Below are 17,016 nucleotides of genomic sequence, written 5' to 3'. Positions count from 1 at the left end.
CTGTGGTGTGCTAGTCCGGTGCGCCCATTGCGGTGACGGCTTCCTCGACGGCGTGCCCCGCCTCGGAAGGTTCAGTTGGCGCAGCAGGGTGGATGGTGGCGAGGACCTGGTCTGCCTTCACGAGGTCGCCGGTGCCGGCGCTGATGTGCACGGTGCCGTCCAGCGGCGCCACGAGCTGGTGCTCCATCTTCATGGCCTCCACCGAGAGCAGGACCTGGCCGGCTTCCACGGTGTCCCCGTTGCTGACCAGGACGGACACGACGGTGCCGGGCATCGGCGAGCGCACGGCCGGGTCGGCGGCACCCTCCTCGCGTTCGACGGCGGCGAGCACCCGGGCGAGCCGGGCCTCCCGGCTGAGCAGTTCGAGGCGGCAGGACCAGCCCTCGTTGCCGAGGAAGAGTTCGGACAGAACGCGGGGATCGGGAGCCATCCAGCTCTGGGCGGGAGGACCGGTGCGAACGGGTGCGAGTGCGTAAATGGTGGTCTCGCCCTCGAGCGTGAGCATCGGGCGGTCACGCGCGTTGTATTGCAGGTGGGCCGCAAGCTGCGGGCCTCCGTTGACGCTCACACTGACTTGCTCCCCCGTAAGCGGCCCCCTCACGTCCACGGTGGCAACTCCGCCGTCGGCGGTTCCCAGGCTGAACCGGCGCGGCGCCGGCGCACCGAGCCGCCAGCCGTCGCGGCGCTGCCACGGGCTGCCATCCCGGTCCGCCGGATTGGCTTCCTCCGCCATGGCGACGGCGTACAGGGCCGCGACCACCAGTTCAGGGTCGCCCACCCGCCGGAAGCTGAAGTCCGGCATCTTGCGTTCAATCAGGCCGGTGTCGAGGCGGCCGGCGCGGACGTCGGCGTCGTTGATCAGCAGGCGCAGGTACTCGACGTTGGTGTCGATGCCCAGCGCCGTGTAGCCGGCGAGCGCCTTGTCGAGGGTGTCCAGGGCGGCGCTGCGGTCCGCACCCCACGCGATGACCTTGGAGATCATCGGGTCATAGTTCGAGGAGATTTCCAGACCCGGGACCAGCGCCGAGTCCACGCGGACGCGGCCGCGGGCCGTTTCGACTTCGTTGCGGGCCGGCGCGCTGGCGCGCTGGGCAGGGCCGGGCAGTTCGTCCAGCAACAGCACCGTCCCGGTGGACGGCAGGAAGTTCTTCTCCGGCACCTCGGCGTACACGCGGGCCTCCACCGCGTGGCCGGTGAGCACGACGTCGTCCTGCGTCACCGCGAGCTCTTCGCCCGCGGCGATCCGCACCTGCCATTCGACCAGGTCGACGCCGGTGACCATTTCGGTGACCGGGTGCTCAACCTGCAGCCGGGTGTTCATCTCCATGAAGAAGAACTCGTCCGGGGCGCTGTCGGAGACCAGGAACTCCACCGTTCCGGCGCCGGAGTAGCTGACGCTGCGGGCGGCCTGGCAGGCGGCCTCGCCGAGCCGGGCCCGGATCTTGGCGCCGTCGGGCAGGGACTCCAGCAGCGGGGACGGCGCCTCCTCGATGACCTTCTGGTGGCGGCGCTGGAGGGAGCACTCGCGCTCGCCGAGGTGGATGACGTTGCCGTGGTTGTCCGCGAGGACCTGCACCTCGATGTGCCGCGGGGTGGTGACGAGCCGTTCCAGGAACAGGGTGTCGTCGCCGAAGGCGCTGGCCGCGACCCGGCGGGCGGTGGCCAGCGTGGATGCCAGGTCCTCGGGCCGTTCGACGATGTGCATGCCCTTGCCGCCGCCGCCGGCGGAGGGCTTGATCAGCAGCGGGAAGCCGACGCCGGCCGCGGCCTCGATCAGCTGCGCGTCGCTCATGCCGGGTTCGGCGATGCCGGGAACCACTGGCACGCCGTAGCCGGTGACGTGGTTCTTGGAGCGGATCTTGTCGCCCATGACGTTGAGGGCTTCGACGCCGGGGCCGATGAAGGTGATGCCGGCCTGTTCCAGGGCGCGGGCGAAGTCGACGTTTTCGCTCAGGAAGCCGTAGCCGGGGTGGACGGCCTCGGCGCCGGTGTCGCGGCAGGCCTGGATGATGGCTTCGATCTTGAGGTAGCTTTCGGTGGCGGCGGCCGGTCCGATCCGGACGGCGGTGTCGGCCTCGCGGACGTGGCGGGCGCCGGCGTCGGCGTCGGAGTAGACGGCCACCGAGCGGATGCCCAGCGCCCGGAGGGTGCGGATCACGCGGCAGGCGATTTCACCGCGGTTGGCCACCAGGACGGTGCCGAACAGGGGCTTTGCGGCCGGTGCCGGCTGCGGAGCTGTGGAAGAAGTGGTCGACGAAGAAAGAATCATGGTTGGCTCACATCCGGAACAGGCCGAAGGAGGTCTCCGGCAGCGGGGTGCGGGAGACGACGTCGAGCGCGAGTCCCAGGACGGTGCGGGTGTCCGCGGGGTCGATGATGCCGTCGTCCCACAGCCGGGCCGTCGAGTAATAGGGACTGCCCTGTTCCTCGTACTGGGCCTTGATCGGGGCCTTGAACGCTTCCTCGTCGGCGGCCGACCATTCCTGTCCGCGCGCCTCGTACTGGTCCCGCTTGACCGTGGCGAGCACGCTGGAGGCCTGGTTGCCGCCCATCACGGAGATCCGGGACGCCGGCCACATCCAGAGGAAGCGGGGCGAGTAGGCCCGGCCGCACATGGAGTAGTTCCCGGCGCCAAAGGACCCGCCGATGACTACCGTCAGCTTGGGTACGCGGGCGGTGGCGACGGCGGTGACCATCTTCGCGCCGTTCTTGGCGATCCCGCCCTGCTCATAGTCCTTCCCGACCATGAAGCCGGAGAGGTTCTGCAGGAAGACCAGCGGGATGCCGCGCTGGTCGCAGAGTTCGATGAAGTGCGCGCCCTTGAGCGCGGATTCGCTGAACAGCACCCCGTTGTTCGCCACGATGCCGACCGGGTGGCCGTGGAGTTTGGCAAAACCGGTGACCAGGGTGGTGCCGTAGTTCTTCTTGAATTCGTGGAAGCGGCTGCCGTCCACCAATCGGGCGATCACCTCCCGGACGTCATAGGGAGCGTTCACGTCGGTGGGGACCGCGCCGTACAGCTCCGCCGGATCGGCCACGGGTTCGACGGCGGTGTCCACGTCCCAGACGGGCGCGGCCGGCTTCGGCAGCGTGGCGACAATGTCGCGGACGATCTGCAGGGCATGCTCGTCGTTCTCGGCCAGGTGGTCGGTGACGCCGGAGATCCTCGAGTGCACGTCGCCGCCACCAAGTTCCTCGGCGGTCACGATCTCGCCAATTGCTGCCTTTACCAGCGGCGGGCCGCCCAGGAAGATGGTGCCCTGGTTGCGGACGATCACGGTCTCGTCGCTCATCGCGGGGACGTAGGCGCCGCCGGCGGTGCAGGACCCCATCACGGAGGCGATCTGCGGGATCTTCGCCGCGGACATCTGCGCCTGGTTGAAGAAGATCCGGCCGAAGTGCTCCTTGTCCGGGAACACCTCGTCCTGTTTGGGCAGGAAGGCCCCGCCCGAGTCCACGAGGTAGATGCACGGCAGCCGGTTCTCCAGCGCGATTTCCTGCGCGCGGAGGTGCTTCTTCACGGTCATCGGATAGTAGGTGCCGCCCTTGACCGTGGCGTCGTTGGAGATGACCAGGACCTGCCTGCCGTGCACCAGCCCGATCCCGGCAATCACCCCGGCGCCCGGCGAATCGCCGTCGTACATCCCCTCTGCGGCCAGCGGGGCGATCTCCAGGAAGGGACTGCCGTCATCGAGCAGCCGGTCGACCCGTTCCCGCGGCAGCAGTTTGCCGCGGGCTACGTGCCGTTCCCGGGACTTTTCCGGTCCACCCAGCGCGGCGGTGGCGAGACGCTCCTTCAGCTCCCGCGCCAGGCCGAGCTGCGCCTCGCGGTTCGCGGCAAAGGCTGCCGTCCCCGTGTCCAGCTGGCTGGCGATTGTCTCCATTGACTGCTTCCATCCTGGCCGTGGCGCCGGCGTGTGTTTCCAGCGGCCGGCCCGCACTTTCGGTTAGTACCGCGTAACTGAGTTTTAGGTTAGTCTCTATTAACTGTGATGTCCACCACGGGACAGTCGAGAGGAGGGACGCGCCGGTGACCGAGCCCAGCCAGACCACCCAGCGAAGCCAGGCCAAGGAGAGCCGACGGAAGGCCCTCCTGACCGCCGCCGCAGCCCTGTTCGCCGCCGACGGCTTCAACCGGGTCTCCTTGGAGGATCTCGGAGCCGCCGCCGGGGTCAGCGGGCCCGCCGTCTACCGCCACTTCGCCGGCAAGCAGGCCGTCCTCGGGGCGCTGCTGCTCAGCGTCAGCCAGGACCTGCTGGAAGGCGGCCGCAGCGTGGTGCAGGACTCCGACGGCGCCGCAGCGGCCCTCGCCGGTCTGGTCGAATTCCATGTCGACTTCGCCCTCAGTTACCCGGACGTCATCCGGGTCCAGGACCAGGACTTCAGCAACCTCGACGACGACGACCAGGCCGAGGTCCGCATCCTGCAGCGCAATTACGTGGAACTCTGGGTGGACGTGCTGGCCGGGCTGCATCCGGACACGGACCCGGCCGAGCTGCGGGTGCGCGCACATGCCACCTTCGGACTGATCAACTCCACGCCGCACTCGGTGCGGAACCAGGGACGCCGGATGGCGCTCAAGCGGGCCCGGCCGCTGCTGGAGAACATGGCGCTGGCGGCCCTCATGGCGCCGGCGTCACCCCGACCTCTCGGCTGACGCCGGGCCGGCGCTTGCCCAGCCGGCAAGTGCCGGCCGACGGCCCGGGGGCACTTTGGCGCGGACACGCTATGGACATTGGCTCCACGGACAATTTCTGCCCCCAAAGTTGCCCGCCGCCACCTTGGCACCCCCGTGGCGGCCACTCAAAACAGCTTGGCCGGGAACCAAGCCACCGCTGGCTGCTGGCACCCGTCAACTCCTGAGCGCCGGGCGCTTTCCGGCCGGGACTCGCTGCCTAACCGCCGAGGCCCACGCTGGGGCACTTTGGCTCGGACACACCGCAAATCCGGACGAAAAGGCCGAATAACTCGCTGAAAATTACCCCCGACGGCAACCGCCCACGGGATGCCCTAACCCACCTGTCGATGGGGACCCCGGTATCGGACGTGAATGTACCGTTAAGCCCCCGGGGGATTCTGTCGATCGAAGCAACACCTATTTCAAGGTGATTCGATATGTATTTGAGTTCGACGTCTCCAGCAGGTGTCCGCTTTCTGGCCTCGATCAAGCAAGGAAATGGTCTCAAACCCTCTGCCCGTTCGGCTGGCATCGGCAAAGAGACCGGTTACCGCTGGTTGCGTGAAAGATACTTGGAACTCCGCCGCGACGGATCGAGTCCGGCAGAATCGATGGCAGCGCTTGGTTTCGTTTCATCCAGGCTCCCAGCCTGGGAAGCAACCGTCAGCGGTACTACGGGCCGCCACCATCTACAGGCCAATGCCGAAAATGAAGCTGCATTCTGGGCTGCGTTTGAGGGTGGCAAGAGCCTTGATGAGTCGGCCCTGGCCGGCGCGGTGAGCCGTTCGACCTCGTATTCGATGGCTCCATATTCGGTTCGACCAACTCCGGAGCTCGAAGGTCACCGTGACGCGTTGCCAGGGCCTTCTGCGCCTGACAGATCAGCGCTGCCGCAGTTTCGAACGCGAACGCCTCGCCCGGCTGGCGAAGGACAGGAATGCGGCAGCGGCGGCCCAACACGCCGCCTTGTTGTCGTCGAGCCGCTACGCAGACCAGGTACTAGCCTCAACAGTTTCGGCGGCGCAACAGCGACGCACCGAACGGGACACGAAGTACTGGCAGCTGATGCGAGAGGGCAAAAGCAATGCCCACGCATGCAGACTTCTCGGTATGCATCGACGAACAGGTACGCTGCTCCGGCGCGCCAATAACTACCAGATCCCCTCCCTCAAGCCGCCGCCGGCCGCGACGGGCCGATACCTCGATGCCCGCGAACGGCTGCAGATCGCTGACCTCTTGGAACTGGGACATTCCATGCGCGGAGTGGCCCGTGAACTCGGGCGTCAGCCCTCCACCATCAAAAGAGAGCTGGACCGCCACCGAGACGTCGAAGGCCGCTATCTGCCCCGCACAGCCGATCACGACGCCCGGCTGCAACGGGCCCGGCCCAAGGCCCACAAACTCGTCGCCGACCCCCGCCTGCGCAGGCTCGTGCAACGCAAGCTCAACCGGTGCTGGTCCCCGGATGAAATCTGCGGATGGATGAAGAGGACCTACCCCGATGACCAGACGTTGCGGCTCTGCCCCGAAACGATCTATCGATCTCTGCTCCTGCGCGAGGGCCAGGGTTTGCACAAGCGCTACGCCACCAAGCTGCGCACCGGCAGGAGAATCCGCAAGACCCGCTGGCGCACTCGAACGGGGCAGGGCTCGCGGATCCGCAACATGAGAATGATCGACCAGCGGCCGGCCGAGGTGGAAACCCGCTTGGAAGCAGGCCATTGGGAGGGCGATCTAATCGTAGGAGTCGGGTCCGTCTCGGCAATGATGACGCTGAGGGAACGGAAAACCCAGTACGGAATCATTGTCAACCTGCCCCGGGACCACACCGCGGCAAGCGTCAACGCCGCAGCCATCAGCGCGTTCGCCACGTTGCCACCATCCCTGAAACGCTCCCTGACCTGGGACCAGGGAGTGGAAATGGCCAGTCATGAAGCACTGACGCAGGCCACCGGTGTTCCCGTGTTCTTTGCCGAACGATCCAGCCCGTGGCAACGCGGCGCGAACGAGAACTTCAATGGACTCGTCCGCCAATATTTCCCCAAAGGCACCAACCTGGCCGTTCACAGCGCCCAGCACGTCGACCACGTGATGCGAGAGATCAACACTCGGCCCAGAAAGAATCTCCACTACGACACCCCAGCTGCACGGTTTAGGGCCGAACATAAAGTGCCAATCGCAGTTCTGAGGTAACCTCAAAAACCGGGACAACACCTCCCATTTCAATGAATTGTTGCGTCGACCGATGGAATCCGCCCCCCCGTCACCGGCCAATTTCTCGGGCCGGTCATACGGGAATCGGCCGGCTATGGGAACACGATCATGTCGAATCCGGCAACTGCGATGCCGGATGCGCCGTAGAGGACCGGCTTACGGGACGGTTTGAGAGCGGCGGTGAGCTGGCTCGTCTCGGCCATGATTGGTTCGGCAGCTCCCCTTGTGGTTGGCTCCGCTGCAAAGTCTAGGTAAGGACCGGTTGGCCGAACTGCACCAGTGGTCCGGCGATGTGTCGCTCAGGCCCAACACCTGCGAGGAATGGCCGCCGTCTCCCGCTGCGGAGCAGCGCCGGCGCATACTGGTGCTATGAGCACGACAAGCGTCGACGCGTTGCTGCCTCTACTGGTTCTTGTCCCATGCCTGGCCGTCTGGGCGTACAGCTTGATCGACTTCAGCCGGACTGACGCGCGGGACATGCGGACTTTCAGCAGGGACGTCTGGTTGGTGCTCTTAGTCCTCGGAAGCGTGGTTGGCGGACTGGTGTGGCTGATTGCCGGGCGTCCGCAGCCCCCTGGCGTCCATCGCCGGACCTAAATATCCTGGCCCAAGTGGCACCCGACTTCCCGTTGGGTACCAGGAGATGGAGATGACGGATTCTTTGGTGGAACTTGCCGCCCTTTATTCTCTGGGGGCCGCCGCTGGCGCCATCGTTCTTGTTGTCTTTCTTCATTTTCTCGAACCGGAATTTGACCCGGCCTGGCGCATGATTAGTGAGTATTCGTTGGGCCGGTGGGGGACGATCATGCGGGTTGCGTTCGTCCTTGGCGGGACGAGCGTTATCGCCTGTGGTTTTGTCTTGTGGGAGTCCGCCGACGCGTTCGCTGTTGGGCTTATTCTGGTCGCCCTGGGCCCGATTGGAGCGGCTTTCGTCGACACCGACCCGATAACAACACCGAGGTCTCACATGACGGGCAGAAGCAAGGTTCATGCCGTTCTGGGTTCTGTCTTTATCCTTGGGTTTCCGGTCGCTGCGAGCTGTGCGGGGCTGGGCGCGTTTACCGGAGGGCCGGGAGGATCAATCTTGATGTGGGCCGCGGCCCTTCCTTGGGCGGGATTGATCTGGTTCCTGGCAGCGACCCTAAGCCTTGATCCACCGATCCGCCTGGGTGGGTGATCGGGATCCGGTTTCGGCGGGTTTGCGGGGTTGAGGGCATGATGGGGTGCCGGGCCTCGCTGCCCTTCGGTGTTCCACTGGTGGTCCTGGTTGCGCCGTGTGGCGGGGCGGACGGGGGTCAGGCGGCTTGCGGCGGCGGGTAGAGCTGGTCGAACAGGTCCTGCCATGGTGTTTGCCAGGGCCAGGCTTCGGGCAGGTGAAGCCGGATTTTCCGGGCGCTGGTGGCGATGCGGGCAGGGACGTGGATGAGTTTGCGGCGGACCGTGCCGGTCCGGGCTTTGCGGAAGGGCCCGGCGGCGAGGATCCCGGCGGTACGGGTGAGGTTGTAGGCCATGACCGCGGCAACGAGCCAGGCCGAGTTCGCGGCAAAAACGCTTGAGGGCATATGTGCCAGGGCGCTGTCCTTCAGATCGGCGTTGACCTGCTCGATGATGGCGTGTTTCCGGTGGATCTTGTCCGCCGCGACGGTGTCCAGGACGTCGGCGCGGACGGTGGTGAAGAAGGCGTGGTGCCGGTGGGTTTCGAACAGGGTTTCCTGCCCGTCGCTGGCTTTCGTGTTGAGTTCGGGGATGCGGCGCACGACCAGGCGGCCGGCGATCTGCTCGGCCTTTTTGCGTGAGCTGAACGCGGTGAAGGCGGTCTCGGCGACTTCGGCCTTTGAGACCCAGGTGTTGGTGGTCTCGTCGAAGACCGCGTCGGTGTATTCGATGGTTTTCCATGCCGTTTCAGGGATCCCGGCGATGGCGCGTTTGATGGCCGGGTCCATGCGCACGGTCACCGAGACGGCCGCTCCGCCGGCGAGGGCCGCGGAAACCGCGGCATGGCCGTAGAAGGCCGAATCGAAACGGCAGAGCACCCGCCCGCCGGCGTGGACGCGCTTGAGGGTGGACAGGGCGTCGGTGATCAGCCGTTTGGCTCCGCGGGCCGAGTTCGCCGCGCCCTTACGCAGCCGCTGGGCGGCGATTACCGGGGCGGTGTCTTTCGTGGAGACTATGGCCAGCAGGGTGTTCAGCCCGCGGACCCCGGAGTACCCGTAACCGGAGCCCTGCTTGGCGTAGCCGTGGACCTCGATGATCGTGTCATCGACATCCACGAACACGAAGTCCTCCGGGCCGGGACGCCCGAGCAGCGGGGCCCGGGATGCCAGGCTGGTCAGGAAACGCGACGCGACCGCGTCCAGCTGCCGGACGTGCCCGAACGTGAAGGCGCGCAGGAACGAGCCCAGCGTGGAGGGCGCGTAACAGGCGGTGAAGAGCCGTTTCATCCCGCCGTGGCGCAGCACGGCCATGTCATCAATCGAGTCCGCGCCGGCGACCATCCCGGCGACCAGGGACGCAACCTTCAGCCCGGCGTTCGCACCCTTGTCCGTCGGGACCGTCAGCCACTCATCGACCAGCTCGTTCAGGCCGGCGTCACGGGCCAGCGTCATCACCGGCAGCAGCCCAGCCGCCGACACGAGATTCGGCTCGTCGAAGGAAACTGACACCGCGGACGGCTTATGGGAAACTTGCATCTACGAGATGTCCTCTTCCGGTACGGAAATTTTGACTGTGGTAAGCCAATTTTCCCCCGAAAGACGGGCATTTCGTGTTTAAAACGCCGGACCCGATCCCACCCTCATCGGTGGATCAAGGCTAAGGCTGGGGAAGCATTCCGAGGTCGGGAGTCCCGAGGTACGGATCGGGTGGCCAAATCGGGGCAACATGCTCGCGTATCTGATCTGGGTGGCGGTGGCAGATGTGTTGGGTCTGATCCGGATTAACTGACCCCGCCTCCGAGTCGAAGTGCCCAAGCCCCGGGGTCATAGGCCTCTGCCGGACCGAGGCGCAAAGATCCTACCCTCCCGTAGGAGGATCCTCTTCCGGGACCGTGAATCCGCGCGTGTTTTTTAACCCAGGGTTTCGCGATGCTCTGGAGCGGAGCAGCGTGCCTCGAGTTATCGGCGATGGCCTGTGTTATCAAGTCCTACGAAATGCGATTGGCCCAGGGTCTGACCGCGATGAAAGTCACGAAGCTCCCGCTCCGGGTCCGATCCCGCAGGGGGCCGCAGCGACTTCCGTGAGATGTCGCGCCAGATAGACGCAACGATTATGACCAGAGCGCCGATACCTAAAATAATCAATTCCATGACTTCCCTCTAAGGTGCCAGTCTAGCTCGCGGCCTTTGCCGCGCGTTAAGAACTTGATGCCCCCACGGATGCCCGTTGAAGAACCCAAGGTTCCTCTAAAGCAACTCCAGGCGGCCGAAGATGCAGCGGTACCGAAGTCTGCCTGTCACTGTCGGTGGGCTGAGGGCATCAGGGAGCCGAGCCTGAGGCCCAGGTCTGGTCAGACTGGGGCTGGGGAATCGGCCGATATCCCGGTCCGCCGGCGTGAGGTGAGCATGCCCATGAACGCAGTCACGACGATGACGAGGGTTGCCAGGACTGATGCGTTGATGAGGAGCGAGAGTTCGGTTTGATGCGGCAGGAGCATGCTGGTGTCCCAGCCCGCGGCGTCAGCCCGATTGATGATGTCCTCGTCGATTGGGTTCCACAGGATGGCCACGAGACTTGTCGTGGTCAGGGCGCAGAGACCGAGGACGAAGGAAGTCACGGACCATGCCGAAGGCTTTCCAAAGTGGTTTACTCGACGCTTATCCATTGCTTCTCCCACATGATCATGACGGCATCGGTTGCTGTCACTGTCATGGTGCCAGAAGTCGGCAGTTCGACGGGGGAACAGACACGCCGCCGGTGAGATCAGAGGCCGACCTTGACGGGACGGTCGGTGCACGGGCCGCTGCGTCGACGGCTGCCAGAGAGCCGTCCGAGAAGCGCCCGCTCCGGGAACCTTTAGCGGATACCGCGCGGAGATTGCGGATGGTGCAGGCTGGGGGGCCTTACCGCGTCCAGTATTGAGTGCGGATTAACCGCCGAGCGGGGCAATACGCCCGAATTCCACTTTGACCGGGCACCCAGCTGCCTTCGAGTACTTGCGCTCCAGACTTGCAACGTCCGATGCGGCCCTGACTGATTCGTCCAGCGTCAGGGTCAGGTGTGAACCGTCTGGCGATACCGAAGTGATGTTCACAGCAGGGTCGGAGGCCAACAGTTCGCTTGCAAAATCGCTCAGTTTCCCAGGAGAACAGGCGGCTGTCTGGACTGAAATATCGACGTTTGGAAACCGGGCCAGTAGGTCCTGTAGCTTCGCGCCCAACGGGCCGTGCCAATGAACGATAATCCGGTTCCCCTCGATCACTTCGACTGAGGCGAATTCAGCATCCCCTGCCAGCCCCCCCACTCAGCGTGCTGGCAGCATGAGAGATCGTTCCGTCCGCCGGCGCAGCTTCAGGACTGACCAGTGAGCCAGTAGGCGGTTGGATTGGCGTCGGCTCCTGCACGGGCGGCTGGGCAGCTTCGCCGGCCCAACCCGCAGGCCCCGTTCCGGCGCAAGACGTAGCGAAAAGAGAGAGACCGAGCAGGACAACCGTTAGGCGCCTGATCAACTTTGAACTCTCACTTGGCGTGGCCACACCTCATGCTATTGATCGGTGCGGAATAGGGCTACCCCGCCGCCGCGGCTGGAGCCTTTTGGGGATCCTCCACCGGACGCCAGGTTACTTCGGCTGCAAGGCTCGGACTTCGCTTTTACGGCTGGGGTGTGACGCAGTTGATCGGGTGCCTTGGCGGCCAGCTCGAGCATGGACTCCCAAAACTGACCGGTTGTGACGGCTCTCTCGCTGTCGCGCGGGCCGCGGGTAGAAGAAGCTAGAGTTGCTACGCGTGCTTGCCGAGACAAACGAGAAACCGTCTAAGAACGCCGCTACTCTGAATCGATGACAGCGATATCCCGTTCGCACCTCTGGTATCTCTTCGATTACGGAATGGTAGTCTCGACCGCTCCGAAACAAAGTGACTGGCAGGCCCTGGAGCGCACAACAGGGTTGGCTCTCAAGCCAACAACCAGCCCATACTGGGCGAGCCGCGCATCTTTTGACTCCGGGGAGCTAAGTCCCGAGGAGTATTGGGGAACGGTTCTCAGCCGTCCCGTCACTTCAGCTGACGTCCAACTGCTGGAAGCTCATGATTTAGCGCAATGGTCCCACCTGAACTCGAGGACGCTAGCGGTGTTGGAGACACTGCAAAGCGAAAACGCCAACGTAGCTCTCCTTTCAAACATGCCTATTCACATGGCGCGGCGACACCTTGCCGAGTCGTCGTGGACAAACTATTTTTCGAAACTGTACTTCAGCGGGATGCTGGGTATGGCGAAACCGGACCCACAGATTTTTCATCACGTTGTAGCTGATTTAGGCACACGCCCACGCGACGTGGTGTTCATCGACGACAACGCCACGAACGTCGCCACCGCACGGAGCCTGGGCTTCAGAACCATACTTCACACCGCCGCGACGGACCTTCAGGAAGAACTGCCGAAGCTCACCGGGTAAAAGATCCCTGCTGGATCAACCTGGCGTGACAGTTCCGGATGTCGGGTGGAGGAGCGATACCTGGCCAGTTATCGCGCCTGGAAAAGATGCGTTTCCCGGTATCGCTGATAGAGCCGGATCACCTCAAGGGTGGGCGGGTGGGTCGGTTCGGGCACTGCGGTCAGCGAGAAAAAGGCGATCTCACTCACCTCCGACTGCTCCGGCAGAACATCCCCTTCCCACCTTTCCACCACAAAACACAGCGCAAATGCATGTACTTTATCGCCGTTCGGGTACTCCAGCTGATGAAGCTCCGGATCGGAGAGACTGGCGAACGCGACCAGGTCCCCAGGATCGGCCAGGATGCCGGTCTCCTCAAGAAGTTCGGCGGCGGCGGTAGTAGCGAAGCTCTGCCCGGGTTCGCAAGCGCCGGCGGGAAATTCCCAGACTCCGTTGTCGACCCTGCGCTGAAACAGGGCGTCGCCCTTGTCATCCAGGACCAGGACCTGTGCTCCTGGCAGGAGCAGTTGCCGGGAGCCAACCTTCTGGCGCAACTCCCAAACATACGACCCAATGTGTCCCACTGATGCTCCTAGCAGCTCTAGCCGGAAACGCTTCGGCACCGTACAAGCCAGTATGCCGGGTTGGATGCAGCGGTCATGGTGCGCCCCTTCAAGGATCCCCACCCGGACCAGCGAAAGGCCGCGGCCCGACTACGGGCATCGGACCTTTCGTCGGGCATCCAAACTTCGAACGGGGACAGGCATGCCGCGCCGAAACACAAGGTTGCCGGCCTCCCCGTCGAGGGGAGGCCGGAAGCTGTGATCCCTCGGTGGCTAGACCATCGCCAGCGCCATGCCCGGATCAGCGAGGATGGTGCCGAGGTCCTGCAGGAAGCGGGAACCCTGTTCGCCGTCCACCAGCCGGTGGTCGAAGGACAGGCTGAGGGTCATGACCTGGCGCAGCGCCACTTCATCCCGGTATTCCCAGGGCATCTTCCGCACCGCGCCGAGCGCCAGAATGGCGGCCTCGCCGGGGTTGAGGATGGGCGTGCCGGCGTCGATGCCGAAGACACCGATGTTCGTAATCGAGATGGTCCCGCCGGAGAGGTCCGCCGGGGCGGTCTTGCCGGCCCGGGCGGTGTCGGTCAGCTCGGTCAGCGCGGTGGAAAGCTCCAGCAGGGACAGCCGGTCAGCGTCCTTGATGTTCGGCACGGTCAGCCCCCGCGGCGTGGCCGCTGCGATGCCAAGGTTGACGTAGTTGAACTGGACGATCTCCTGGTTGGCCTCGTCCCAGCGGGCGTTCAGCGTCGGGTGGTTGCGCAGCGCGATCAGCACGGCCTTGGACACCAGCGTCAGCGGCGTCAGTTTGTAACCGGCGAACGCGCGGCTGGTCTTGAGCCGGCCCAGCAGTTCCATGGTGGGCGTGACGTCCAGGGTCAGGAATTCGGTGACGTGCGGCGCGGTAAAGGCGCTGGACACCATCGCCGCGGCAGTGAACTTCCGCACGCCCTTGATGGGTATCCGGGTTTCCCGTTCACCTTGAGCGGGCGCCGGGGCGCCCGCCAGCTCCCGGGGCGCGGCCGGAAGGTCGCCGCCGCCGACGAAGTTACGCACGTCATCGCGGGTAATCAGCCCGTGCTCCCCCGTGCCGGTGACGGCCGCGAGGTCGACGCCGAGGTCCTTGGCCAGCTTGCGTACCGGCGGGGTGGAGCGCGGACGCTCGACGGTCCGGGCGCCGTCGGCGGACACCGCCGCCTGGGGCTCGGCCGCAGGCACTGTTGCCGCGGCGGGAGTCGGGGCAACCTCCGCGACCGGGGCAGCCTCGGCGGCGGGTGCGGTGACGGGGGCAGAGACGGTGGCTGGCGCGGCGGCGAAGCTGCGGGCCCGGCGCGCCGGGCGGCCGGAACTTTCCAGCACGGCGCCGTAGCCAACCAGATTCGGCTCCCGCTTGGCGGGAGCGGCTCCGTCCGCCCCGGAACCGGAGCCGCCGTCGTCGCCCTCAATCTCAAAGGAGACAATGGGCTTGCCGACCTCGACCACGCTGCCGGGCTGCTCATGCAGCGCCGTCACGACGCCGGCAAACGGGGAGGGCAGCTCAACGACGGCCTTGGCGGTTTCCACCTCGGCGATGATCTGGTTGAGCGTGACCGTGTCACCGACGCCGACCTTCCAGGCGACGATTTCTGATTCGGTCAGGCCTTCGCCGAGGTCCGGCAGCCGGAATTCCTTGATCATGGTGGCGGTCATCCTTCCAGCCCACTGAGGGAGTTGGGGCGGCCGAGGGCCCGGTCAACGCCGTCGAGGATCCGGTCCAGGCCCGGCAGGTGGTGCATTTCGAGCTTCGAGTACGGGTACGGGACGTCGAAGCCGGTCACCCGGACCGGCGCCGCCTCGAGGTGGTAGAAGCAGCGTTCGGTAATGCTGGCGGCCACTTCCGCGCCGAGTCCGCCGGACTGGCTGGCCTCGTGCGTGATGACGAGCCGTCCGGTCTTCCGGACCGAGGCCTCCAGGGTGGCGAAGTCCAGCGGAGCCAGCGAGCGCAGGTCTAGCACCTCGACGGAGACGCCTTCATCGGCTGCCGCGAGGGCGGCGTCGCGGGCGGTCTTCACGAGCGGGCCGTAGGCAACCAGCGTCACGTCGGTGCCGTCGGTGACCACGCGCGCCTTCTCCATGGACAGGGCGGAAGAGAGGTCGAGCGACTCATCCACCTCGCCCTTGTCGTGGTAGCGGCGCTTCGGTTCGAAGTAGAGCACCGGGTCGTCGCAGGCAATGGCCTGCTGGATCACCGTGTTCGCGTCCTGGGGATTGGACACGCTGACCACCCGCAGACCGGAGGTGTGCGTGAAGTAGGCTTCCGGGGATTCGGAGTGGTGCTCCGGCGAGCCGATGCCGCCGCCGAAGGGCACCCGGATGGTGATGGGCATCTTCACGGCGCCCTGGGTGCGGTAGTGCATCTTGGCGACCTGGCTGACGATCTGGTCGAACGCCGGGTAGATGAAGCCGTCGAACTGGATCTCCACCACCGGCCGGTAGCCGCGGTACGCGAGTCCGACGGCGGTGCCGAGGATGCCGGACTCCGCCAGCGGTGTGTCCACCACCCGGTGCTTGCCGAAGTCTTTCTGCAGCCCGTCCGTGACCCGGAAGACACCGCCGAGGGCGCCGATGTCCTCACCCATCAGGATGACCTTGGGATCGTTTTCGAGGGACTTGCGCAGACCCGAATTAATGGCCCGGGCAAAGGTCATCTGCGTCATCAGCGTGCACCTTCTTCGGAAGTGGCTGCTGCGGGATCGCCGAAGGAAGCCAGGTAACGGGAGTACTGCTCCTGCTGGCGGTCCAGCCAGGAGTTGGGGGTGCTGTAGACGTGTTCAAAGACGTCCAGCGGCTGCGGCTCAGGCATGTTGATGGTGCCGGCCCGGAGCTCCTTGGCCACGGCGTCGGCCTTCGCGGCGACGGCGGCCTCGAGTTCTGCGGTGAGCAGCCCCTTCCGGTCGAGCAGGGCCTTGACCCGGGCCACCGGGTCCTTCGCGGACCAGTCCTCGAGCTCGTTGGCGTCGCGGTAGCGCGTGGGGTCGTCCGCCGTCGTGTGCGGGCCCATCCGGTAGGTCACTGCTTCGATGAAGGTGGGGCCGCCGCCGCGGCGGGCCCGGTCCAGGGCAATCCGGGTGGCCGCCATCACGGCCAGCACGTCGTTGCCGTCCACCCGCATGCTCGGAATGCCGAAGCCGGAGGCGCGGTCCGCGATCTGGATGTGGGACTGCAATAGCACCGGCTCGGAGATGGCCCAGTGGTTGTTCTGGCAGAAGAACACCACCGGCACCTGGAAGCTCGCCGCGAAGACCATGGCCTCGTTGACGTCGCCCTCGCTCGTGGCGCCGTCGCCGAAGTAGGCCACCGCTACGGAGTCCGCGCCGTCGAACTGGATGCCCATGGCGTATCCGGTGGCGTGCAATGACTGGGCACCGATGATGATCTGCTGCGTCGCCACGTTGACGGTGTAGGGGTCCCAGCCGGCCAGGGCGTTGCCGCGCCACGCCTTCACGATGTCCGCCGGGGCGACGCCGCGGCAATAGGCCACACCGTTGTCGCGGTAGCTGGGGAAAACGAAGTCGTCCTCGCGCAGTGCCCGGACCGAACCGATCTGGGACGCCTCCTGGCCCAGCAGCGGCGGCCAGAGCGCCAGCTCACCCTGGCGCTGCAGGGCCGTCGCCTCGGCGTCGATGCGGCGGATCACCACCATGTCCTCGTAGAGCGAGGCGAGCTGCTCGTCCCCGACGTCGTGGACCCAGGAATCGAACTCCGGCTGACTGATGCGTTCACCGCCGGGGGTGATCAGCTGGACGAGGTCCCCGCCCGTGCGGCGGGTTGCTGGTGCGTTGTTTCCGGGGCCGCCGGCGGTCATGCCGCTCTCCCCCGCGTCGTCGGTAAACACAGTTTGTCCGCCACCTTCTGACGTTGTCGGCCCCCGGTCCTCGGGACTTGTGATCCCTGCGGGCGACGGGCCCCGGGCGCCGTTGCCCCGGATAATTGTGAC

The 17,016-nt window shown here is 65.6% G+C and carries 13 protein-coding genes; 5 read left to right on the top strand and 8 right to left on the bottom strand.

Translation table 11 applies throughout. The features are described from left to right. Positions 1-10: 10 nt before the first annotated feature. Positions 11-2,269 carry an acetyl/propionyl/methylcrotonyl-CoA carboxylase subunit alpha gene (locus AC3ANP_RS11425; RefSeq protein WP_488330300.1) on the bottom strand — a complete coding sequence of 753 codons (2,259 nt, stop codon included), beginning with the start codon at positions 2,267-2,269 and terminating at the stop codon, positions 11-13. A 7-nt stretch (positions 2,270-2,276) separates the two neighbouring features. Then, on the bottom strand, positions 2,277-3,884 hold the full coding sequence (locus tag AC3ANP_RS11420; protein WP_488330299.1) for a carboxyl transferase domain-containing protein: 1,608 nt from the start codon (positions 3,882-3,884) through the stop codon (positions 2,277-2,279). Positions 3,885-4,030: 146 nt separating this feature from the next. Between AC3ANP_RS11420 and AC3ANP_RS11415 the strand changes: the two genes are divergently transcribed. The 4 genes from AC3ANP_RS11415 to AC3ANP_RS11400 all read left to right on the top strand — a co-directional run bounded on the left by AC3ANP_RS11415 (position 4,031) and on the right by AC3ANP_RS11400 (position 8,069). Continuing rightward, a complete protein-coding gene (locus AC3ANP_RS11415; protein ID WP_488330298.1) occupies positions 4,031-4,657 on the top strand; it encodes an SACE_7040 family transcriptional regulator in 627 nt (208 codons plus the stop codon). An 867-nt stretch (positions 4,658-5,524) separates the two neighbouring features. Beyond that, on the top strand, positions 5,525-6,871 hold the full coding sequence (locus AC3ANP_RS11410; RefSeq protein WP_488330297.1) for an IS30 family transposase: 1,347 nt from the start codon (positions 5,525-5,527) through the stop codon (positions 6,869-6,871). Positions 6,872-7,213: 342 nt separating this feature from the next. Further along, positions 7,214-7,489 carry a PLDc N-terminal domain-containing protein gene (locus AC3ANP_RS11405; protein ID WP_488330296.1) on the top strand — a complete coding sequence of 92 codons (276 nt, stop codon included), beginning with the start codon at positions 7,214-7,216 and terminating at the stop codon, positions 7,487-7,489. A 52-nt stretch (positions 7,490-7,541) separates the two neighbouring features. After that, positions 7,542-8,069, top strand: coding sequence for a DUF998 domain-containing protein (locus AC3ANP_RS11400; RefSeq protein WP_488330295.1), 528 nt, complete (start codon positions 7,542-7,544; stop codon positions 8,067-8,069). Positions 8,070-8,187: 118 nt separating this feature from the next. Here AC3ANP_RS11400 and AC3ANP_RS11395 read toward each other — a convergent pair whose 3' ends face one another. Both AC3ANP_RS11395 and AC3ANP_RS11390 read right to left on the bottom strand, forming a co-directional pair. Continuing rightward, complete coding sequence (locus AC3ANP_RS11395) at positions 8,188-9,582, bottom strand: IS1380 family transposase (protein WP_488329978.1); 1,395 nt, start codon at positions 9,580-9,582, stop codon at positions 8,188-8,190. A gap of 815 nt (positions 9,583-10,397) precedes the next feature. Continuing rightward, on the bottom strand, positions 10,398-10,664 hold the full coding sequence (locus AC3ANP_RS11390) for a hypothetical protein (protein ID WP_488330294.1): 267 nt from the start codon (positions 10,662-10,664) through the stop codon (positions 10,398-10,400). 1,222 nt (positions 10,665-11,886) lie between these two features. Here AC3ANP_RS11390 and AC3ANP_RS11385 point away from each other — a divergent pair. Beyond that, entirely contained in the window at positions 11,887-12,501 is a 615-nt protein-coding gene (locus tag AC3ANP_RS11385; RefSeq protein WP_488330293.1) for an HAD family hydrolase, read from the top strand. 68 nt (positions 12,502-12,569) lie between these two features. Here the strand turns inward: AC3ANP_RS11385 and AC3ANP_RS11380 are convergent, their stop codons facing one another. From AC3ANP_RS11380 to pdhA, 4 genes are all read right to left on the bottom strand, one after another. Continuing rightward, entirely contained in the window at positions 12,570-13,034 is a 465-nt protein-coding gene (locus AC3ANP_RS11380) for an NUDIX domain-containing protein (protein ID WP_488330292.1), read from the bottom strand. A gap of 282 nt (positions 13,035-13,316) precedes the next feature. Beyond that, a complete protein-coding gene (locus AC3ANP_RS11375; protein ID WP_488330291.1) occupies positions 13,317-14,729 on the bottom strand; it encodes a dihydrolipoamide acetyltransferase family protein in 1,413 nt (470 codons plus the stop codon). Then, a complete protein-coding gene (locus AC3ANP_RS11370; protein ID WP_488330290.1) occupies positions 14,726-15,736 on the bottom strand; it encodes an alpha-ketoacid dehydrogenase subunit beta in 1,011 nt (336 codons plus the stop codon). Before AC3ANP_RS11370 ends, AC3ANP_RS11375 begins: the two co-directional genes overlap by 4 nt. Further along, on the bottom strand, positions 15,736-16,914 hold the full coding sequence (gene pdhA, locus AC3ANP_RS11365; protein ID WP_488330289.1) for a pyruvate dehydrogenase (acetyl-transferring) E1 component subunit alpha: 1,179 nt from the start codon (positions 16,912-16,914) through the stop codon (positions 15,736-15,738). The genes AC3ANP_RS11370 and pdhA overlap by 1 nt, the downstream gene beginning before the upstream one ends. Positions 16,915-17,016: the final 102 nt, after the last annotated feature.

Source organism: Arthrobacter sp. JB02-1C (assembly GCF_057748045.1).
This window is presented reverse-complemented; position numbering and strand designations above follow the sequence as displayed.